This window comes from Kitasatospora sp. NPDC101235 (genome assembly GCF_044767505.1).
Lineage (GTDB): Bacteria > Actinomycetota > Actinomycetes > Streptomycetales > Streptomycetaceae > Kitasatospora.
Window position 1 is genome coordinate 136,120 of record NZ_JBIWNZ010000023.1, and the last position, 20,563, is coordinate 156,682.

Below are 20,563 nucleotides of genomic sequence, written 5' to 3' on the forward strand. Positions count from 1 at the left end.
GGCAACACCGGCGGCTCCGGAACCACCGACGCACGACCGGCCGCCGGCGACACCGGCGCCCGAACGGGGGAGACCGCATGACCGACCAGCCCACCACCGGGTCCGTCCCGGAACCGGATCCGGCCGCCAGACGGCAGGAACTGCTGCGCCGCCGCCTCGCCAAGGCCAAGGCCGCCAAGGCGGCGGCCGCGGCCGGCGGCACCGAGCGCCACAGCATCGCCCCGCGCCCCGCAGGCACCCCGGTGCCGCTCTCCTCGGCCCAGCGCCGGATGTGGTTCCTGGCCCAGTACGAGCCGGACAGCGCCGCCTACCACATCCCGCTCGCCCTGCACCTCGACGGCGAGCCCGACGAGGCCGCCCTCGGCGCCGCCCTCACCGACGTCCTCGCCCGGCACGAGGTGCTGCGCACCGTCTACCCGGAGGCCGACGGCGAGGTGAGCCCCGAGACGCTGCCCGCCGACCGGTTCACCCTCACCACCGCCGACGTCCCCGCCGAGCAGGTCGACGCCTGGCTGGAGACCGAGGCCCGCCGCCCCTTCGACCTCGCCGCCGACCTGCCGCTGCGCGCCGCCCTGCTGCGCACCGGCGACGGCGCCGTACTCAGCCTGGTGCTGCACCACATCGCGGCCGACGGCTGGTCGATCGGCGTGCTCTTCGGCGACCTCGCGACCGCCTACGGAGCCCGGCGCACCGGCGCCGCCCCGGCGTTCGAGCCGCTGCCCGTCCAGTACGCGGACGTCGCGCACTGGCAGCAGACCGAGCTCGCCGCCGAACTCGACCGCCAGCAGGCCTGGTGGCAGGAGCGCCTGCGCGGCGCCACCGCCACCGTCACGGTGCCCGCCGACCGGCCGCGGCCCGCCGTCGCGGGCACCGCGGGCGCCCGGTTCACCGCCGAGCTGGGCATCGAGCGCAGCCGCCGGATCCGCACCCTCGCCGAACAGACCGGCACCACCGTCTACATGGTGCTGCTGGCCGCCCTGCAGACCGTCCTCGGCCGCTACACCGGCAGCGAGGACGTCACCGTCGGCACCCCGATCGCCGGACGCACCCGCAGCGAGACCGAGCCGCTGGTCGGCTGCTTCGTCAACACCCTGGCGATGCGCACCGACCTCTCCGGCGACCCGACGGTCCGCGAGCTCCTGGAGCGCGTCAAGGACGCCACCCTCGGCGCCTACGGCCACCAGGACCTGCCCTTCGAGCGGCTGATCGACGCGCTCGGCCTGGCGCGCGAACTCGCCCACACCCCGCTGTTCCAGGTGCTGCTCAACGTCCACAACCAGGCCGAGGCCCGCCCCGAGCTGCCCGGACACACCGTCCACTGGCAGCCGATCGGCACCGACACCGCCAAGTTCGACCTGTCGGTGGCCGTCGTCGACACCGGCGGCGAACTCGCCGCCGACCTCGTCTGGCGCACCGAGCTGTACGACGAGGCCACCGTGCGCCGGGTCTTCGGCCACCTCACCACGGTGCTCGACGCGATGGCCGCCGGCCCCGACGGCCCGCTCGCCGACCTTCCCCTGCTCACCCCGTCCGAGCAGCGGCAGCTCGCCGACTGGGACAACGAGACCCTGCGCAGCTGGGAGCTCGACGGCACCCTGCACGGCCTGGTCGAGGAACAGGCCCGCCGCACCCCCGACGCGCCCGCCGTGCGCGGCGCCGACGGCGTGCTCAGCTACGCCGAACTCGACCGGCGCGCCAACGCGCTGGCCCACCGGCTGCGCGCGCACGGCGTCGGCCCGGACCGCCCGGTCGGCCTGCTGGTCGAGCGCTCCGCCGCCCTGGTGGTCGGCATGCTCGGCATCCTCAAGGCCGGCGGCGCCTACCTGCCGCTCGACCCGGTCTACCCGGACGGGCGCATCCACGGCCTGCTCGACGCCTCCGGGGCCGCCGCCGTCGTCACCACCGACGACCTGCGCGAGCGGCTCACCGGCGACCTCCCGGTGGTCGTCCCGGACGGCGAGGAGCGCGCCGACGCGCCCGAGGCGGACGTCCGCCCCGAGCACCTCTGCTACGTCATCTTCACCTCCGGCTCCACCGGCGCGCCCAAGGGCGTCGCCGTCGAGCACCGCAACTACCTCAACTACCTGCACGGCCTGCGCGAGCGGATCGGCGGCGACCAGCAGGGCTGGAACTGGGCGCTGGTCTCCACCTTCGCCGCCGACCTGGGCACCACCAACGTGTTCGGCGCGCTCACCGGCGGCGGCTGCCTGCACCTGCTGACCCGCGACCAGGCCACCGACCCGGACGCCTTCGCCGCCTACGCGGCCGAGCACCGGATCGACGCCATGAAGCTGGTCCCCAGCCACCTGGAGGGCCTGGCCGCGCACGGCACCGGACTCGGCGCGATCCTCCCCGCCCGGCTGCTGATCTGCGCCGGCGAGGCGCTGCGGCCCGACCTGGTGGCCCGGATCCGCGCCGCCCGGCCCGACCTGCCGCTGCACAACCACTACGGGCCCACCGAGACCACCGTCTCGATGCTCGGCATGCCGGTGCCCGCCGACCTCGGCGACGCGGCCACCGCGCCGCTCGGCCGGCCGTTCGGCAACGTCCGCGCCCACCTCCTGGACGCCCGCCGGCGCCCCGTCCCGCTCGGCGTCCCCGGCGAGCTGTACGTCTCCGGCGGCGGCGTCGCCCGCGGCTACCTCGGCCGCGACGACCTCACCGCCGAGCGCTTCCTGGAGGTGGAGGGCCGTCGCGCCTACCGCACCGGCGACCTGGTCCGCCGCCGCCCCGACGGTGCCATCGAGTTCCTCGGCCGGATCGACCACCAGGTCAAGATCCGCGGCTTCCGGGTCGAGATCGGCGAGGTCGAGGCCGAGCTGACCGCCCGCCCCGAGGTGCGCGAGGCCGTCGTGGTCGCCCGGGGCGAGGGCGCCGCCCGCTCCCTGGTCGGCTACCTGGTGCCCGCCGACCCGGCCGCCGCGCCCGACCCGGGCGAGCTGCGCGCCGCGCTGCGCACCCGGCTGCCCGACTACATGGTCCCGGCCGCGCTGGTCGTCCTGGACGCCCTGCCGCTGAACGCCAACGGCAAGGTCGACCGGGCCGCCCTGCCCGAGCCGGTCGCCGCCCAGCCGGTCTCCGGCGGCGGCGAGCTGACCACCGACACCGAGCACGCGGTGGCCGAGGTCTACCGCCAGGTGCTGGAGGTCGAGGAGATCGGCGCGGCCGACGACTTCTTCGCGCTCGGCGGCGACTCCTTCTCCGCCGTGCGGGCCGTGCGCCTGATCGGTGACGGCCTGTCGGTCATCGACCTGTTCCAGCACCCCACGGTCCGCGAGCTCGCCGCGCTGATCGACGCCCGGGCCGGCGGCACCGCCGACGAGGGCCCGCGCACCCTGCTGCACAAACTCACCCGCGGCAACGCCCCGGCCGAGATCAACGTGGTCTGCGTCCCCTACGGCGGCGGCAGCCCGATCACCTTCCAGCCGCTCGCCGACGCGCTCCCGGCCGGCCACCGGCTGTACGCCGTCGAGCTGCCCGGCCACGACCCGAGCCGCCCCGACGACGAGCTCGCCGAACTCGCCACGCTCGCCGACACCCTGACCGCCCAGATACTGGAGAAGGTCGACGGCCCGGTGCTGCTCTACGGCCACTGCCTGGGCGGGGCGCTCGCCACCGCCCTCGGCTCACGGCTGGAGGCGGCCGGCGTCGACCTGCGCGGCCTCGCCCTCGGCGGCACCTTCCCCGCCGCCCGGCTGCCCGGCCGCTTCGCCGAGTGGATGGCGCGCCGGATGCCGGGTGACCGGGTGCTGTCCAACCGGGGCTACCTCGAGTACCTGCGCGCCATGGGCGGCTTCACCGACGTCTACGACCAGGCCGAGCAGGACTTCCTGGTCCGGGCGCTGCGCCACGACGTCCGGCAGGCCGAGGACTTCTACACCCGCGCCTACGGGGACGAGCGGCCGGAGAAGATCTCCGCCCCGATCCTGTGCGTGGTCGGCGAGAAGGACCGCGCCACCCAGCTCTACGAGGAGCGGTACGCCGAGTGGGAGCACTTCGGCGACACCGTCGAGCTCGCGGTCGTGCCGCGCGCCGGGCACTACTTCCTCAAGCACCAGGCCGACGAACTCGCCCGGGTGCTGGCGGAGTTCGCCGCCACCGGGGCGATATCCACCCCGGCCGCGGTCAAGCGCCCGGCCGCCCGGGCCGAGCTGGGTGTCTTCGCCAAGGTGGCGATCGGCCAGTTCGTCTCGATGATCGGCACCAGCCTGTCCACCTTCGCGCTCGGCGTCTGGGTCTACCAGCAGACCAACTCGGCCTTCGACTTCGCGATGATCTCGTTCATCGCGGTGCTGCCGGCCGTCCTGTTGCTGCCGGTCGCCGGTGCGCTCGCCGACCGGGTCGACCGGCGCAAGATCATGATCGTCACGGACACCGTGGCCGCCGCAGGCATGCTCGGCCTCGGCGTGCTGCTCTGGACCGACCTCCTGGAGATCTGGCACATCTACGTGGTGGCCTGCATCGGCTCCACCTGCGGAGCCTTCCAACGGCCCGCCTACCTCGCCTCGATCACCCAACTGGTGCCCAAGCGCTACCTCGGACAGGCCAACGGCCTCGCCCAGCTCGGCACCGGCGCCGGCGACATGATGGCCATCCTGGCGGGCGGCGTGCTGGTCACGCTGATCGGCCTGCACGGCGTCGTGCTGTTCGACATGGCCACCTTCCTCACCGGTGTCACCTGCCTGCTGCTGGTCCGCTTCCCGGACGCCATGTTCGACAAGCAGGAGGAGCCGCTCTGGCGGGAGGTCGTCACCGGCTGGCGGTACATCGCGCGCCGGCACAGCCTGGTCGCCATGGTGGTCTTCTTCGTGGTGTTCAACTACCTGTTCGCCGTCGCCACCGTGCTGATCACCCCGATGGTGCTGGCCAGCGGCACGCCGATACAGCTCAGTGTCATCACCGCCCTCGGCGGCCTCGGCGCCATGGTCGGCGCCCTGGTCATGGGGCTCTGGGGTGGCACGCGCCGCCGCACCGTCGGCATGATCGGCTTCACCTCGGTGGTCGGCCTCGCCGCGGTCCTCGCCGGCAGCCGCCCCGAGACCGCGCTCACCGCCTGCGGACTCTTCGTCCTCTGGGCTGCCATGATGATCCTCAACTCGCACTGGATGGCGCTGATCCAGACCAAGGTCGGGATGGAGCTCCAGGGCCGCGTCCTGGCCACCAACCAGATGCTCGCCATGTCGATGATGCCGCTCGGCTTCCTCACCGCGGGCCCGCTCTCCGACCACGTCTTCGAGCCGCTGATGCGCCCCGGCGGCGCGCTCGCCGACTCGGTCGGCCTGGTGCTCGGCGCCGGACCGGGCCGCGGCGCCGGACTGCTGCTCGTGGTGGTCGGCCTGCTGCTTTTCGTCTGGGGCCTGATCGGCCTCGCCTACCGGCCGCTGCGCCTGCTGGAGGACATCCTCCCCGACGCGCTGCCGGACGCCGAGATCGGCGACAAGGACGCCATCCAGGCCGAGGCCGACCGGCAGCTCGCCCTCGCCGAGGCCGCCCGCAAGGGTCGCCGCGCCCCCGGCGCCGTCCGGGTGCCGCACCCGTCCGGCAAGCCCGAACCGGTCGAGGACGACGACCCCGCCGACCGGGTGCACGCCTCCACCGGCCGCCGGTAGACGGTCCCACCGCAACGAACGGCGCCCCCGTCCCCTCTCCGCGAGGGGGCGGGGGCGCCGTTCGTCAGCACGTTGTCGACGCGTTGTCGACGTGCCGCCTTCGAACTGACGGGACAGCACACCCGGCAGCAGATGGACACCCATGCGCATACGCGCTCTCCTCGCAGTGGCCGTGGCATCGGTGGCGGCCCTCGGCGCCGACCGGGCGACGAACCCGCGCCGGGTAGTGTTCGGATACAAAGGATCAAGCGATTCCGCCGGGCCGCGCCACGGCCCGCGGACAAGGGGAGGCCAACGTGATCATGGGTACCGGCCGGAGGCTCGTCCTGATCCGTCATGCGCAGGCCGAACGGGAGACGGCGGTCGACAAGGAACGGCGTCTCGACGAGCAGGGGCGGGAGGAGGCGTCCCGGGCCGGACGATGGCTCGCGGGTTCCGGCATCACGCCCGATCTCGCGCGGGTGTCCGGCGCCCGCCGGACCAGGGAGACCTGGGAAGCGCCGCGGCGGCCTGCCCGCCTCCGGGGAAGCGAGGGGTGCACCGTGCTCGTCGGGTCGCCGCAGAGAGTAGTTGGTTATCGCACAGGGCAGCCGGCGGGTTGAACCCGTCCAGAGATCCTGACCTTCCTGCGAAACAGACTATCCCGCGCACTCATCGCCTGCACTTGGGAAAGGCCCGCCGTGCCTGTTCGGCGCCAGGAGCCGCATATCCCCCCTGTGGCCGGGTCGCGTTCGACTGATCAGCGCAATCTGCCCGGGCACCGCGTGTGGCCCGGGCTTTCGGATGATTCGGTGTCGAACAGGAGTCGGCCGGCTCCACACGAGGTCGTCAGAACTGCCAGTCGAGGAGGAGAACCGGCGTGAGTGTGACTCAGGGAGCCCCTCAGGGCGTCATTCCCGCACATCTACTCAAAGGCCAGAAGGCACTCGTCACCGGTGCGAACTCGGGCATCGGCAAGGCGACGGCCATCGGCCTGGGTCGCGCCGGAGCCGACGTGGTCGTGAACTACGTCGCCGGGCGCGAGGAGGCCGAGCAGGTGGTCGAGGAGATTGCCGGGTTCGGCGTGCGCGCGATGGCGTACGAGGCCGATGTGTCCCAGGAGGACCAGGTCGTCGCGATGATCGAACGGATGGTGCAGGAGTTCGGGACCATCGACATCCTCGTGGCCAACGCCGGGCTGCAGCGCGATGCCCCGTTCACCGAGATGACGATGGCCCAGTGGGAGAAGGTTCTGGACGTCAACCTCACGGGCCAGTTCCTGTGCGCGCGGGAGGCGACCAAGGAATTCCTGAGGCGGGGGGTCGTCCCCGAGGTGTCGCGAGCAGCCGGGAAGATCATCTGCATGAGCTCGGTGCACCAGCTCATCCCCTGGGCCGGGCACGTCAACTACGCGGCCTCCAAGGGCGGTGTGCAGATGATGATGGGGACACTCGCCCAGGAGCTCGCGCCCCACCGGATCAGGGTCAACGCGATTGCTCCGGGAGCCATCAGGACACCCATCAACCGCGACGCCTGGGACACTCCCGACGCCGAGAAGGAGCTGTTGCAGCTGATTCCCTACGGGCGCGTCGGTGATCCCGAGGACATCGCCCACGCGGCCGTCGGCCTCGCCTCGGACCTCATGGACTACGTGGTGGGCACCACCCTCTACGTGGACGGCGGCATGACCCTCTTCCCTGGTTTCGCCACCGGAGGCTGAACCGCTGCGCGGCCTCGGGTGACCGCGTCGGACCGCGGTTCTCAGTCGCGCTGCCGGTCGAGGGCGTCGTCCAGGGTAGTGGCGGCCATGATCAGCGACAGATGCGTGAAAGCCTGCGGGAAGTTGCCCAACTGCTCGCCACTGGGGCCGATCTCCTCGGCGAACAGGCCGACGTGGTTGGCGTAGGTCTGCATCTTCTCGAAGGCATACCGAGCCGGACGAGTCCGCTCTGCGCGGGCAAGAGCGTCCACATAGAGGAAGGTGCAGAGACTGAACGTGCCTTCGGCGCCACGCAGACCGTCCGGGGAGGCCGCAGGGTCGTAGCGGTAGACGAGGCTGTCCGACACCAGCGTGCGCTCCATCGCGTCCAAGGTCGACAGCCAGCTCACCGTTCTGGGCGCCAGGAACCCGACGCGCGGAATGAGCAGCAACGAAGCGTCGAGGACTTCGCTTCCGTAGTGCTGGACGAGGGCCTGTTCCTTCTCGTTCCAGCCCCGCTCCATCACCTGTTCGAGGATCGCGTCACGAGCCGCGGTCCACCGAGAAGCGTCGGCGGGGCGGCTGTGCTCTCTCGCCAGGCGCAGTCCCCGGTCGAAGGCCACCCAGGCCATCACGCGGCTGAAGGTGAAGTCCTTGCGTCCGCCACGGGTCTCCCAGATACCCTCGTCGGGGCGGTCCCAGGAGTCGGCGAGCCAGTCGAGCGTTCGCGCGACGTTCTTCCAGCCGTGATAGCCGCCTCTCATGGCGACCTCACGCCCCTCCGACAAGGCGTAGAGTGCCTCGCCGTAGATGTCCAGCTGCAGCTGATCGGCCGCCGCGTTCCCGACCCGCACCGGATACGAACCCCGATAGCCCTCGAAGTGCGGGAGAATCTCTTCCGGCAGCTCGGGGTCACCGTCGACGCGGTACATGATCTGCAGCGGCTCGCCATCGGCGCCCTCCCGGGCCTGGAGGCGCTCTCCCATCCAGCGCGTGAACTGCGCCGCCTCCTCGTCGAACCCCAGGTCGAGCAGGGCGCGCACGGACAGGGAACCATCGCGGACCCAGGTGTAGCGGTAGTCCCAGTTGCGTTCCCCTCCGATCTGCTCGGGCAGCCCCATGGTGGCGGCGGCGACGGGAGCGCCCGTGGGTGCGTAGGTGAGCAGCTTCAGCGTGATGGCCGAGCGATGCACGGCACCCGGCCACCGGCCGCGGTAGCTGGAGTGGTGCACCCAGCGCTGCCAGAAGTCCACCACGTCCCAGAACCGCTCCATCGTCCGGTCTGGCGTGATCGGCAGCGGGGGGTGCCCGTCCGGTCCGTCGACGGTGAACTCCGCCGCAGCCACCTCACCCGGCCTCAAGGTCACCTCACCCCGTACGTCCCTGCCGTCCCGCTGCAGGGGGAAGGTGCTCTGCAGAAAGGCGGTGACGTTCGGTGCCCGAAACGTGGCGGTACTGTCCTGCAGGTCGAGATGGTGGGTGGCCCGGGCGTAGTCGAACCGCGGACGGCACTCCAAAGTGAAGCGCACCGTGCCACGCACCGCCCGCACACCGCGTAGCAGCACATGCCTTTCAGCGGGGGTGCCGGTGCGATCCGGTGGCATGCAGTCGAAGACCTCGCCGACTCCGTCCGGCGACATGAACCGCGTGACCACCACGGCGGTGTCCGGGTAGTAGAGCTGCTTGCAGGTGACGTTCCGACCCTCCGGCGCGAACAGGAAGTAGCCGCCGCCGTCATGGTCGAGCAGAGCAGCGAAGACACTGGGCGAGTCGAACCGGGGAGCTGCGAACCAGTCGACGGCCCCCTGGGACGACACCAGAGCAGCGGTCTGCAGGTCTCCGATGAGGCCATGGTCGGCAATAGGCGGGTAACGGTCCATGATCATCTCGCTTACCTGATGCCCCTCATCCCACTTTCCGCCCTGTGCGACGAGGCCGCCACGGGATGCGAAACGAGAGACGAGACCACACGACGGCCGCCGTCAGACGGTGAAGACGGCGTCCCCCGAGTTGATGCAGCCGATCACGATGAGGGTCTGCGCCAGGAGCGCACACTCACGCAGGTTCCGCTCCCTGACTGTGGGACGGGCCACCGAGCAACTCTCCCGGCTCGATACAGCGGCGAAGCCGCTCCACATCGCGGGCATCTTTATCCGGTCCGCCCGCTGGTCCGAAAGAACACGACCGGCGGCAAGCAGCTCTGCAACCATGAAGATCACGACCTGTGACCGGAGGCGACTACGCCGGAAGGTCCTGGCCTATCGCCCGCAGGACGTCGGCGAGCCACACCAGGTGGTATCCCAGAGCACGATCCTGGTCGGCAAGCAGATCCCTCAGATGCTGCCAGGACTCCGAGAGCTGTCCGATCGTCAGGTCGCTCGGCTCCCTGGTGACGTCGTACTGCTCGTCCGAGGGGATGGACCAGAAGTAGTCCTTGTCCAGGGCGACGGCATCGCCCGCCGTGGTGGCTTCCACATGGCGCAGCAGCACGTCGAACGACCTGCGCAGCTCAGCGAGGGGCACGGACAAGGGCTCACCAGTCATGAGCACCCATTATGAAGGACGGACAAGATCACGATCTACGGCTGCTGGTGGCCGTTGCCGAACGTTCCGCCGGCACTGGCCGGGTTGGCGCACGGCAGATGGCCGAGCAGCCCCTCCACGCGCTCAAGTGCGGACTGCGTGGACTTGACCGGTTCCGGGTCACCCTTGGCGGTCCGCAGCTGCTGCGCTTCCCGCAGGCACGTACGCGCGGACGCGAGGTCGCCCTGCTCCATGAGGTGCTTCCCGAGATGCTGGAGAGCGAAGTCGACGAGGTCGGAACGCTGGCTGCGGGCGGCGCCCAGGGCACTGCGGTAGAACGCGTCTGCGGTCTCCACGTCACCGCCATAGCGGTAGGCGTCCCCGAGGTTGAGCTGCGTGGCGATGACGGCACCGGCGCTGCCGCTGGCAGTGGCCAGGTCGAGCGCCTGCCGCAGGAACACCCGTGCCTCATCGGGGTCACCCAGGCTCACGAGACCGATGCCGATCCACCGGGCCAAGACGCGCGCCTGGCTGGGGTCCGCGCCCTCGGGGAGGGCCCGCAGGTCCTCGGGGAGCCCCTCGACGGCGGCGGCCAACTGGTCGCGGTCGGTGGGGACCATACGAAGGTGCTCGTCCTGGGAGATGAGGTGCTGGAGCATCCGCCCCTCCCTTTCTCTGCTGCTCCGACGGGTCGGTGCTACAGCTCGTCGGTTCGGCGGCGCAAGTCGGCCGGGAGCCCCACAACGAAGGGCGGGCGCGAGCCCGTGCCCTCGCCGCTTGACACTCCAGCTCATGGGTGGGGCTGTTCCTGGTGGATTTCGGGGTAGCCGGAGGAAGATGATCGAGCAGGCGAGTCCGAGCAGGGCGCCTCGACGAGGTCGAGGCGGACCTTGCGCTGGGACACCCGCCCAGCCTGTCGCAGCAGTGCCGAGAGAGTGCGCGAGACCGCGTCGACCCAGGTGCGGGTGTGGTGGGCATCGCCACGGGTCGGCTCAGAACCCGCGTGGTGAGCTCCCGCAAGCGGCCTCGGCGTCGCGGACGACAGCCCGGGCGGTGGCGTGGTCAGCCCACCCGAGACCCCGACCAGCTCTGATGGCGCTCGTTGAAATTGGCTCTGCCCGCAGTTCCGTGACGAGCCTGCGGAGGTTCGCTATCCGGCGGCCACGACCTGGCCGGCCGTGACCTGCGGAGGGTTGGGAAGCAGTGTCTCGAGGTTGTCCCGCACGAAGCCCGTCGCCCTCTGGATCGACTCTTCGGCCCCGGCCTGGTCTTCGAAGACGCTGGTGGAGACCATCACTCCGTCCCCGGCATCAACCCAGTAATAGGCTACGAATCCGGGCACCTGGCGAAGGAGAGGCACGAATCCTTCGGCCACTCGGCGTCCCGCCTCCGCGGGGTCGGTCACCCCTTCGTACCGCCGCACTGCCGCGTACACGCTGGTCTCCTAACGGGTCCCCAGGTCATCTCGTGCGAGACGACATACCCCTCGGCGCGCGTCTCTCGCTCGCGATATGTCCGGAAGGCGCTCTGATAGCCGCATTGGTGATCCGCAGCCGGCCGCTCTGGCCGGCTCCGGGCCAGGACGAACCGAGGCTTCACGGAACGGCGGTCAGAGCCGTTTTCGTTCATCCTCATCATGGTGAGGTCGCCGGTGATGACGCTGACCTCCTCGGCCATCACCCCGCCAGGGCCGTCGGTGACCCGCTCCTCGAAGCGCTCGGGGGCAGGGGCGGTCACTGCGGGCAGGTGTCGAGCATCGGTGAGGGCCTGCTGCTCGCCCTCGGTGACGTTCAGCTGACAGAGGCTCTTGATGTGGACCCAGGCGCGGGAGTACGTGCACCGGTAGGAGCGCAGGGGCGGGCGGCAGGTCTCAGGGGACTGGTCGCCTTTGCTGCGGTTGGAGACGGCGACGAGGGGGGCGTCGTTCCGACTGTGCTGTATTCGAAGCAGTCGGTGACTTGGTGTCAGGGGCAGGGGCTACGGTGCGTCGTCGTGGACGCTGCTGATCTTGATTATCGGGTCCGGATGCGGTCCGGCTGTATTCCGCCGGAGTTGGTCTCCCGGCTGTTCGAACGCGGGCATGGCGCTGTGGTGGGGGCGTGGGCCGGGCGTGGGGAGTGGTTCTGCGCGCGGGAGTGGGCACGGCTGTTGGGTGAGCGGGGCCGGCAGGCCGAGGCGCTGGATGTGCTGGCACCGTTCCTCGCGACCGGCTGGTGGACGGCCACCGTGACTGCTGCGGAACTGTTGGAGGGCTGGGGCCGCATTGAGGAGGCGATCGAGGTGACCCGGGCCCGGATGGCGCTCGGGCACCCGATGGCGTTGGAGTCCTACGCTCGCCTGCTCGCACGCCACGGCCGGGCCGAGGAGGCGTTCACCCTGCTGGTGCCGCATGTCGACGACGGGTGCCTCGCCCACGCCCTGGTCGACATCGCGCAGGACGCGGGTCGGGACGAGGAGGCCGCCGTGCTGCTTGCCGCCCGGATCCCGGCCGGCCACCGCTGCGACAGCCCGTGGTGCTGCCGCGGTCTCGACTCCGACACGGCGATCGGCCTGCTAGCAACGATCCGCGAGCGCCAGGGCCGCGTCGACGAGGCCGTCTCCCTGCTCCGCAACCGGAGCATCACCTCGGTCAACGGCTGCGACCAGCTCGCCGACCTGCTCGCCCGGCACGGCCGGATCGCGGAACTGCGCGCCTGCGCAACGGCCGACACCTACGGGCATGCCGCCCAGCGGCTGGCGGAACTGCTGGAGGAGCGCGGCGACGTCGAGGGCGCGATCGCCGTGTACCAGCCGGGCGACCGACCTGCGCCGCAGGGCGCGAACTCGGCCTACCGGTTCGCGCGGCTCCTGGCCCGGCACGGCCGGGGTGGCGAGGCGATCGACGTGATGCGTGCCCAGGCCGACGCCTACCCCAGGGACGACTGGATTCTTCATGCCCTGGCCGACCTGTGCCTCGGCCAGGGCCGCCCCCGGGACGGCTTGGCCCACCTCGACGATCTCAAGGCCCGCCGTGGTGGTGAGGAGGAGTGGGAGCTGTTCTGGATGCGGCTGCCGCTGATCGCCGCCAGCGCAGGAGTCGACGAGGCGGTCGAAGCGGCCCGGGCCCACCCGAAGGGCGACACCTGGTACGCAGCTGAACACATCGCCGAGCTCCTCGCCGACGCCGGACGCACCGAGGAAGCCGTCGCCGCACTCCAACGGCACGCCCCCGCCGACTGCCACGCCCTGGCCGGCTACCTCATCGACCTCGGCCGCGTCGACGACGCCGTGGCCGTCCTCCAGCAGAACGGCTCCCGGCCGCCTCAACCGGCGACCGGCCCCTGGCACGACGAGCCCCCGTTCTGAAGTGGCCGGTCGGCTTGCTGAGCCCCCGGCGGGCCGACCGGGTGCTGCTACGCGCAGGTGTCGAGCATCTCGACGAGCGCGGCCTTCTCGGAGGTGGTGGTGCTGAGGCCGTAGACGTACTTGACGTCGACCCAGGCGCGGCTGTACGTGCACCAGTACGACCGGAGCGGCGGGCGTCAGGCGTCCGGTCCCTTGTTGCCCTTGGCGCGGTTCGAGACGGCGGAGACCGCGATCAGCGGCGAGTGCGTCAAGTCGTTGGCGACATCCCCGCGCCCGATCCGGCGGCGCTCGGCGGCCTCCGCCCTCCCGACGACCTGCCGCCGCTCCACTCCCGGGCCGCGGACGTGGCCGCGGTCATCTGGGAAGCCCGACGCCTGACCACCGCCCAACTCGACGAGGTCAACCTCACCTCCCGCCACCTGGCCGGCCGCTGACCGCCTCCCGGTGCCACCACGGTGCACACGCTGTTCGGCCGTTCCGACGAGTGGGACATCCGGCGCGGCGTCCTGTGTTTTCGGCCGATGGACGGCCATCGTGCCTTCGCCGTGGCGCAAGGCCAATCCAGGTGCACCAGTTGGTCAGGTTCGGGCACACTGCGCTGGTGAACGCTCATACAGCCCCGTCTCCACAGAAACAGGCAATCCGTCATGTCGCGTCGCTGTCATCCGGGCCTCCGGTCGACCCCGCGCTGCGAGTGACCCTGAACTTTCACCCGGACCGCACGGTGCGCGGTCGGCCGATCCTGCTCGCATTGGCCGAGGACGGCGTCTATCACTCGCAGTTCGTCACGGGAACAAGCAACGGCGGCTTGACGGCCCACCCCGGCGGTGACCGGTGGCGCTGGGAGAGCCGGATCTTCGGGGGCGCGTATGACCACGCGCCTGCGCACGAGCGGCCTGTCTACGGCGCGCTGGACTTCCGGCGCAGGCCGCTCGGCGGGGCGCCCCGGTTCGGCTCCGCGCACTTTCGGCTGACTGCTGAGGTCCTTCCGCGAGCCACGTTCTGCTACCCGGACAGCGTCTTCGAACCGTCGGCCTTCGGTGTCGCGGCCGGCATGTCCCTCATAGAGCTGGCTGAGGCCGACGGCCAGGACGCACTCGACGACTACATCGAGGCACAGGTACACGGGCCACTCGTCCTGGAGCGCGATGTCGAGGCACTGGTCCTGGACCCGAGCTTTCGAGGAACGGCAGTGGAAGCCGCAGCCCGCCGCCTGCCATGCCCGCTCGAATGGCACCCAGGACTCAGGCTTACGGTCGAAGAGCTCGGACGCCACCCGGACTACCGCGGACAGGAGTACGTCGACCTGGGAGTCGAGATCGCCGTTGACGGCTACCTCGATCCCCGGATTGTCGGAGACGCCGCACGCACCGGACTCCATGACCAGCAGGCGCTCAAGAAGGTGTGGCACTGTCTGGCGCGCTTCGGGACGGCCGAGGAGCGCGACGCCTGATCAGGCAGGCATTCGGACAGTTCCAGTACCCGACTCCACCATTGGACGGCGCCCGCACCGGAGTGCGCCGAAGAACGGTGCGCATGGCGCGCTGGGGAAGGCTGGCCGGTTTCTGTGAGCATTTGAGTGCTTTGCGCCATTGAAGAGGGTCTGACATTCCGCAGCGGAACCGGTGGGCGCCCGGCGGCGCGCAATGTATCTTGATGTCGAGATAATCGCCGTGAGACCGAACCAGCTGGAGGCCCGTGCCATGACCGCTGCCCTCTCCCTCGCTGCCATCAACCATGTCCAGCTCGCCATCCCGTCCGGTGGCGAGCAGCAGTGCCGAGCCTTCTGGGGTGAACTGCTCGGTCTGTCCGAGATCCCCAAGCCGCCGGCGCTCGCCGCCCGTGGCGGCTGCTGGTTTCAGGGGTCCGGCTTTCAAGTCCACCTCGGAGTGGAGCTGGATTTCCGGCCCGCGCTCAGGGCCCATCCCGGCTTCGAGATCCGCGGGCTGCGTGCGCTCGCGGACCGGCTGGCCGACCACGGATATCCCGTCACTTTCAGCAACGAAGTGCCCGGGCAGGACCGCTTTCATACCGTCGACCCGTTCGGCAACCGGCTCGAATTCCTCGAGCTGCACTCCTGATCGGGCGTTCGACGGGCCGTTGTCTGGTTCTGGCCTGAGGAGGGTGTCGGCGGACTCTGGTGGGTCGGTTGCGGTATGCGAACAGGCCAGGTCCGGGTTCGATGAGGATGCCGCGAGGATCTGGTGGTAGGCCGAGGGAAGAGGGCCGGAGGCCCGATCACCGGTGCCGGCGATCTCGAGCAGTGCCTCGCGGGTGACCTGCAGCCGTTCCAGGACCTCTTCAGCGGCAGCCGGATGGTCGGTGAGGTGGGCGATCTGTTGGCGGAGCCGGTCGGCCCCCTCACCGGCCGCGGCCTGCCGGGCCTCGATCCTCTCCAGCAGCTCGCGCATACGCGACTCCGCTCGTCGTGGTGCGCGTCCCCGCTGTCGGCGGGTCGCGCCAGGTCCGCGTGCTCGTGCGCGACCTCCTCCAGCGTCCTGGTCGCCGGCGCCGGTCCGGAACAGCAGGTTGAGCCGGTCGAGGACGAGCATCCCGGCCCTGTTCTCCCGAATCTGCCCCGAAGTGACAAGCAGGGTCAGCCATGCGGTCGCGTGACCCGGCATCGATCAGCTCACAGAGCGCGGCCGCATCGTGGTGCCGAACTCAGGGCGGACCGGCCGTCCCGCGCGCAAAGGAAGAGGATCGCGCAGCCTGGCCACATACCGCCGGTACGCCCGCGCCGCGGCCGAGGCGCCCCCGACGGCGGCGAGGCGGTCACGGAACATCACTCCTCCCGCGTGCAGGTGGGCATTCGTCCCGAACCGGTCGCCGTGGAGGCGGCCGGTTACCAGCCGGCCCTGGTTCCGGGGAATCAACTTGGACTGGCCGGCTACCACCGGGCCGCGGTTGACCTGGAACCAGACCTCGCGCTGGTTGCCGAACAGCACGACGCTCTCGCGGAGATCACGCACGTCGGTGTACACGTCGAAGTCCCAGTCACCCGGAGCTCCGCCCGAGCCGTAGTACCCACGAAGGTGGTGCATGAACCGGGGCAGGCTGACAGGGGCACCGAACGGAATCACCGCGTCGGCGGGATCGATGTTCAGGCGTCGCGTGTCCGAATGGCCGGTATGAGATGGCGAGTTGGCAGGGGTGACGCACTCCCGCTCCAACCACCGGCGGCGCCTTCCTGCCCTCCATTCGTCACTTGACCGGTGCCCGTGCTTCGGCGCGCCCTCGCGCGCGGCCGGGCACCCCGAGGAGTTCCGTCTCGCGGCCCGACAACTCCTGGAGTGCGGCGTCACGTTGGACCCGGGCACCGCCGCCGTGGCCGGCTTCGCTCTCAGGGGCCACCTCGCGAGCCACCGGGAAGGGCCCGCGGTGACCGTGGGCTGACCGGCCGGTACTCGTCGATCGGCGCCCGCTCCGCCGCACTGCGGGGCGGGTGCCGGCTGACTCGCCCCGTACGCCCGCCGTCCCGGCCCATCCAGGCCGGGACGGCCACCACCCGTAGGTCCCGCGCCGTGCGCGTCTCACAGTCCGTCGGCGAAACAACCCTCGGTATCGAGCCCGAACCGTCCGCGCCCCGGTGTGCGGTTGCGCCGCTCCAGCACCCGCAGCAGGCCCTCCCCGGCCCCGGCAGGCCTCGGCCAGCAGGGACCCCTTCGGACGGGCAGGCCGCGCCCCGTGCGGCGTGTCGCCAGGGCGATGGCAGTGACGGTGGAAGCGGCCGGGAAATCCGATGGGTGCTCGTTCGGCCAGGACCTATTCTCACACCCATGACGACTCATCACGAGATACTCGACGCCGCGCTCGCCCGGATCACTGCCGGTTACGTGTTCCCCGAACAGACGGCCGCCATCGACGCGGCGATCCGGGGCCGCCTGGCCGAAGGCGCGTACCAGGGCCTGGAAGAACGGGAGTTGTGCGAGCAGGTCACGCGGGATCTCCAGCAGGCCTGCCCCGACAAGCATCTGCGGTTGCTGTGGACCGAGGAGCCGCAGCCGATGGACGAGGAGCCGGAGGAGGTCGCCCGCGCCCGCTTCGCGCAGTACGCCCGGGAGAGCAACTATGGCGTCCGGCGCGTGGAGCAGCTCGACGGCAACATCGGCTACCTCGACCTGCGCATGATCGCCCCCGCCGGGCTGGGGGGTCCCGCGATCGCCGCGGCGATGCAACTGCTCGCTCCCACCGAGGCGTTGGTCATCGACCTGCGGCAGTGCCGGGGTGGCTCACCGGAGGGCGTGCAGCTGTGGTGCAGCTACTTCTTCCCGGACGCGGAGGTCCACCTGAACGACATCTATCAGCGGGCCACCGACTCCACCCGCCAGTACTGGACCCTGGGGAGCCTCGCCGCCCCCCGCTACCTGGACCGCCCTGTCGCCGTGCTGACCAGCGACTTCACCTTCTCCGGCGGAGAGGAGCTGGCGTACAACCTGAAGGTGCTGGGGCGCGCCACCGTGGTGGGCCGGACCACCCGGGGCGGCGCCCACCCCACGGATCGTATTCCGGTCTCCCCGCACGTCGCCGTGACCGTCCCCGCCGCCCGCTCGATCAACCCGGTCACCGGCACCAACTGGGAGGGCGTCGGCGTCGAGCCCGACCTGCCCGTCGCGGCCGAGGACGCGCTGGAGGCGGCACTGGGACACCTGCGCACACGGCTCGGCTGAGCACACCCAGGAGAGTCGGCCGGTCAGGCTGGGTTCGGCGGCGATGAGGGAGCCATCGTCCGCCACCTCACCGGGCGGCAGAGCAGGCAGCGGTTCACCGGAGTGGCGCGCGCAGAGGCGTCCGTTCTCCCGGCTGTCACCGGGGCGCGGCTGCGGTCCACGGTGTTCGCCGCGCACCACCTACCAGCCGAGCCTCGGTCCGGTCCTCGACGGGAAGGCTCCGGGGCCATTTCCGACGCCGGGGGAGGCCGGTACGGCGGCAGCGCGGTGTGGGACAAGGTCGCCGAGCCGCACGTCGGCGTCCGGCAGACGTCGCCGCGCGGCGGCCGCCATCCGCTCGTCCGCGTCGATGCCGACCGCGCGGGCGCCCGGCTCGGTCAGTTGGGCGACGGTGCGGCCCGCACCGCAGCCGACATCGACCACGGCCGCGCCGGGAGCGAGTGCGAGCAGGTCGTACGAGCGGGCCCGGAGTTCGGCGGCTCCAGGTGCGGCGTCGGCCGCGTCGAGCAGCCCGATCGGGGAGTCGACGGCTTCCGCGGTCTGCCCACCACAGGGTGCCCTGCTCGCGGTCGAAGCGGGCGGCCAGGGTCTTGGCTGCCTTCGAGCCCGTCTGCGCGGCCAGGTCCAGCAGTTCTCGCTGACGCGGCGTCGGGGCGAAGGGCCGGTCGACCTCGGCGTGGAGCTCGGGCCGTAGCGTTCATCGGGAGCCCTGGGATCTCAGGGCTCCCGCGTGAGTGGCTGCGCGTCGCGTCAACGTGCGAACTTCTCGATGGCTGCCGGGGTGACGGGGGTGAAGAAGTTGACGAGGTTGCCGTCGGGGTCGCGGAACAGCAGCGACCGGTTGCCCCAGGGCATCGTGGTGGGCCCGTTGACGAAGTCGGTGACGAAGCCGGTCAGGTTCCGGTGAACGCGGTCCACGTCCTCGACGAGGAACTCGGTGATCACGCTGTGGTTGTCCGCCGGACGGGCGGAGCCCGGGGCGAACAGCGGGACAGTGCGGGTGCCGGCGATCGCGAGGGTGGCGCCCGCGGTCTTGAGCTCGGCGAAGTCCTCGGTGGCCCACGTCGCCTGCACCCCTGTGGCGTGCTGGTAGAACTCGACGAGGCGCGCGACGTCGCTGGTGATGATGCGGATCGAGACGAAGTCCATAGGGGTCTCCTTGGCTGTACTGGGGGCGAGCACGTCGCAGACTAGGAGAAATAGTGGACAGAATCGGTCCACTATTCGCGTTAGGTTGTGCACATGCCTCGACCCACTGGCCGCGTGCTGAAACTCCTGGAGCTGCTGCAATCGGGCGGCACCCGGACTGTGGCCGAACTCGCCGACCGGCTCGGCGTCGAAGGACGCACCGTGCGGCGATATGTGGACCAGCTGATCGACCTGGACGTGCCCGTGGAATCGGTGCGCGGCCGCTATGGCGGGTACCGGCTCGCCCCCGGGTACCGCTTGCCTCCGCTCATGCTCAGCGACGAGGAGGCACTGGCCGTGCTGCTCGGCCTGGTCGCCGGCCGCCGAGCAGGGCTGACCACGACGGAGCACACGGCAAACGAGACGGCATCGGCGAAGATCCGGCGGGTGCTGCCCAAGCACATCGCCCGTCGGCTCGACACACTCCTGGAGGCGCTCGCCTTCACGGATCAGCCCGGCGAGTTCGACCCCCCGGACACCGGGGTCCTGCTCACCATCGCCGATGCGGTGCGCCACCGTCGACCGGTCTCGATCAGATACACCGACCGCAACGGACGGCGTAGCGAACGCACGCTGCACGCGTACGGGATCGTCACCCATTCGGGCCGGTGGTACGTCACGGGCAAGGACGCCGAGATCGGCGAGGACCGAACCTTCCGGCTCGATCGCATCGCAGACGCGAGGACCCTGTCCGGCTCTTTCGAAGCGCCCATGGGTCCCGGCCCGGCACAGCGCGTGTTGTCAGGGTTCGCCACGGCCGAGTACCGGCATGAGGTGATTCTGCGGATCCACGGGACAGTTGAACACGTCCGCGCCCACCTTCCCGCCAGCGTCGCGGCCCTGGAGGAGCATGAACCCGCGGCAGGCGAGGACCGGACGGCCGAGCGCTGGCTGCGCGTCGAGCTACGGGCGGAGCGGCTCGACTGGTTGCCTCCGGTACTCGCCTCACTCGACCGGCCGTTCGTCATCGAGCGCCCCGATGAATTGCGCGACCTCGTCATCGCGCTCGCCGATCGCCTCGCGTCCTACGCCCGCCAAACCTGATGTCACTTCTCGACGCAAAACGTCACTGCGGGGCTCGGGTCAGGTCTGCGCTGTGTCGTTCGACTGGTCCTGTCGCGGACCACCGCCTCCCGGTGCTCCTCCACCCACTGCCCAACCCGTACCCGCGCGGCACCATCGGCCACCCGGAACGGGGCCGCCGCCCCGAACGCCGCGAGCAGCACTGGCGCCGCACCTACCCGACACCGGCCGCCCCGGCTACCCGCCCATCGCCACGTCATCCACCGACCCGGCACCCACACTGCCAGGGTGACAGTACCGGTGCTGCCACCCTCTCCGCTTGGTGGCGGCGTTCGGCCGGGCCGCCGGACACGGCGAAGGCGGCCGGGCCCGCGCGTCGCGCGCGAAGCCACCTGTACTGAGCCTTCGGCGTCCGGGAGGGCTCGGCACGTTTATCGGTAACTTCCGCGATCACAACATGCGGAATGCCTCCGGCAGCGGCGGGTCAGCGGCGGGTCAGGTCCGCGGCGTACTCGGTGCCGGAGCCC

Annotated in this window: 18 protein-coding genes; 9 read left to right on the forward strand and 9 right to left on the reverse strand. The window is 71.0% G+C overall.

Annotated elements, in window-relative coordinates; all coding sequences use genetic code 11:
* The first annotated feature begins 77 nt into the window (after positions 1-77).
* The 3 genes from ACIRRH_RS31350 (at position 78) to ACIRRH_RS31360 (ending at position 7,308) form a co-directional block, all read left to right on the forward strand.
* Complete coding sequence (locus tag ACIRRH_RS31350) at positions 78-5,609, forward strand: amino acid adenylation domain-containing protein (protein WP_403074093.1); 5,532 nt, start codon at positions 78-80, stop codon at positions 5,607-5,609.
* Positions 5,610-5,911: 302 nt separating this feature from the next.
* Entirely contained in the window at positions 5,912-6,211 is a 300-nt protein-coding gene (locus ACIRRH_RS31355; protein ID WP_403074125.1) for a SixA phosphatase family protein, read from the forward strand.
* Positions 6,212-6,468: 257 nt separating this feature from the next.
* Positions 6,469-7,308: an SDR family oxidoreductase gene (locus tag ACIRRH_RS31360; RefSeq protein WP_403074094.1), complete on the forward strand. Its 840-nt coding sequence runs from the start codon at positions 6,469-6,471 to the stop codon at positions 7,306-7,308.
* A gap of 41 nt (positions 7,309-7,349) precedes the next feature.
* Here ACIRRH_RS31360 and ACIRRH_RS31365 read toward each other — a convergent pair whose 3' ends face one another.
* The 5 genes from ACIRRH_RS31365 to ACIRRH_RS31385 all read right to left on the reverse strand — a co-directional run bounded on the left by ACIRRH_RS31365 (position 7,350) and on the right by ACIRRH_RS31385 (position 11,245).
* Positions 7,350-9,167, reverse strand: coding sequence for a glycoside hydrolase family 15 protein (locus ACIRRH_RS31365; RefSeq protein ID WP_403074127.1), 1,818 nt, complete (start codon positions 9,165-9,167; stop codon positions 7,350-7,352).
* A 102-nt stretch (positions 9,168-9,269) separates the two neighbouring features.
* Positions 9,270-9,506 carry a hypothetical protein gene (locus ACIRRH_RS31370; protein ID WP_403074096.1) on the reverse strand — a complete coding sequence of 79 codons (237 nt, stop codon included), beginning with the start codon at positions 9,504-9,506 and terminating at the stop codon, positions 9,270-9,272.
* A 19-nt stretch (positions 9,507-9,525) separates the two neighbouring features.
* Positions 9,526-9,831 (reverse strand): hypothetical protein, encoded by a 306-nt coding sequence (locus ACIRRH_RS31375; RefSeq protein ID WP_403074098.1) that lies wholly within the window; start codon positions 9,829-9,831, stop codon positions 9,526-9,528.
* 35 nt (positions 9,832-9,866) lie between these two features.
* On the reverse strand, positions 9,867-10,469 hold the full coding sequence (locus ACIRRH_RS31380) for a tetratricopeptide repeat protein (RefSeq protein WP_403074099.1): 603 nt from the start codon (positions 10,467-10,469) through the stop codon (positions 9,867-9,869).
* A 491-nt stretch (positions 10,470-10,960) separates the two neighbouring features.
* On the reverse strand, positions 10,961-11,245 hold the full coding sequence (locus ACIRRH_RS31385; protein WP_403074101.1) for a hypothetical protein: 285 nt from the start codon (positions 11,243-11,245) through the stop codon (positions 10,961-10,963).
* Positions 11,246-11,958: 713 nt separating this feature from the next.
* Between ACIRRH_RS31385 and ACIRRH_RS31390 the strand changes: the two genes are divergently transcribed.
* The 3 genes from ACIRRH_RS31390 (at position 11,959) to ACIRRH_RS31400 (ending at position 14,608) form a co-directional block, all read left to right on the forward strand.
* Positions 11,959-13,155: a tetratricopeptide repeat protein gene (locus tag ACIRRH_RS31390; protein WP_403074103.1), complete on the forward strand. Its 1,197-nt coding sequence runs from the start codon at positions 11,959-11,961 to the stop codon at positions 13,153-13,155.
* Between the two features lie 242 nt (positions 13,156-13,397).
* Positions 13,398-13,589 (forward strand): hypothetical protein, encoded by a 192-nt coding sequence (locus tag ACIRRH_RS31395; RefSeq protein WP_403074104.1) that lies wholly within the window; start codon positions 13,398-13,400, stop codon positions 13,587-13,589.
* Positions 13,590-13,756: 167 nt separating this feature from the next.
* A complete protein-coding gene (locus ACIRRH_RS31400) occupies positions 13,757-14,608 on the forward strand; it encodes a DUF3626 domain-containing protein (RefSeq protein ID WP_403074105.1) in 852 nt (283 codons plus the stop codon).
* On the opposite strand, the gene ACIRRH_RS31405 is transcribed toward ACIRRH_RS31400, so the two are convergent.
* Positions 14,550-15,566, reverse strand: coding sequence for a hypothetical protein (locus ACIRRH_RS31405; protein WP_403074107.1), 1,017 nt, complete (start codon positions 15,564-15,566; stop codon positions 14,550-14,552). The genes ACIRRH_RS31400 and ACIRRH_RS31405 overlap by 59 nt on opposite strands.
* A gap of 216 nt (positions 15,567-15,782) precedes the next feature.
* Positions 15,783-16,328 (reverse strand): hypothetical protein, encoded by a 546-nt coding sequence (locus tag ACIRRH_RS31410; RefSeq protein ID WP_403074108.1) that lies wholly within the window; start codon positions 16,326-16,328, stop codon positions 15,783-15,785.
* A gap of 606 nt (positions 16,329-16,934) precedes the next feature.
* Here ACIRRH_RS31410 and ACIRRH_RS31415 point away from each other — a divergent pair.
* Positions 16,935-17,825 (forward strand): S41 family peptidase, encoded by an 891-nt coding sequence (locus tag ACIRRH_RS31415; protein WP_403074110.1) that lies wholly within the window; start codon positions 16,935-16,937, stop codon positions 17,823-17,825.
* Positions 17,826-18,005: 180 nt separating this feature from the next.
* Here ACIRRH_RS31415 and ACIRRH_RS31420 read toward each other — a convergent pair whose 3' ends face one another.
* Together ACIRRH_RS31420 and ACIRRH_RS31425 are read right to left on the reverse strand one after the other, a co-directional pair.
* Entirely contained in the window at positions 18,006-18,341 is a 336-nt protein-coding gene (locus tag ACIRRH_RS31420) for a methyltransferase domain-containing protein (RefSeq protein WP_403074129.1), read from the reverse strand.
* Between the two features lie 234 nt (positions 18,342-18,575).
* Entirely contained in the window at positions 18,576-18,974 is a 399-nt protein-coding gene (locus ACIRRH_RS31425) for a VOC family protein (protein WP_403074112.1), read from the reverse strand.
* A gap of 93 nt (positions 18,975-19,067) precedes the next feature.
* Here ACIRRH_RS31425 and ACIRRH_RS31430 point away from each other — a divergent pair, with 93 nt between their 5' ends.
* Together ACIRRH_RS31430 and ACIRRH_RS31435 are read left to right on the forward strand one after the other, a co-directional pair.
* Complete coding sequence (locus tag ACIRRH_RS31430) at positions 19,068-20,057, forward strand: helix-turn-helix transcriptional regulator (RefSeq protein ID WP_403074114.1); 990 nt, start codon at positions 19,068-19,070, stop codon at positions 20,055-20,057.
* A gap of 298 nt (positions 20,058-20,355) precedes the next feature.
* Positions 20,356-20,563 (forward strand): hypothetical protein (locus ACIRRH_RS31435; protein WP_403074116.1); only part of this gene is annotated, 208 nt, incomplete at its 3' end.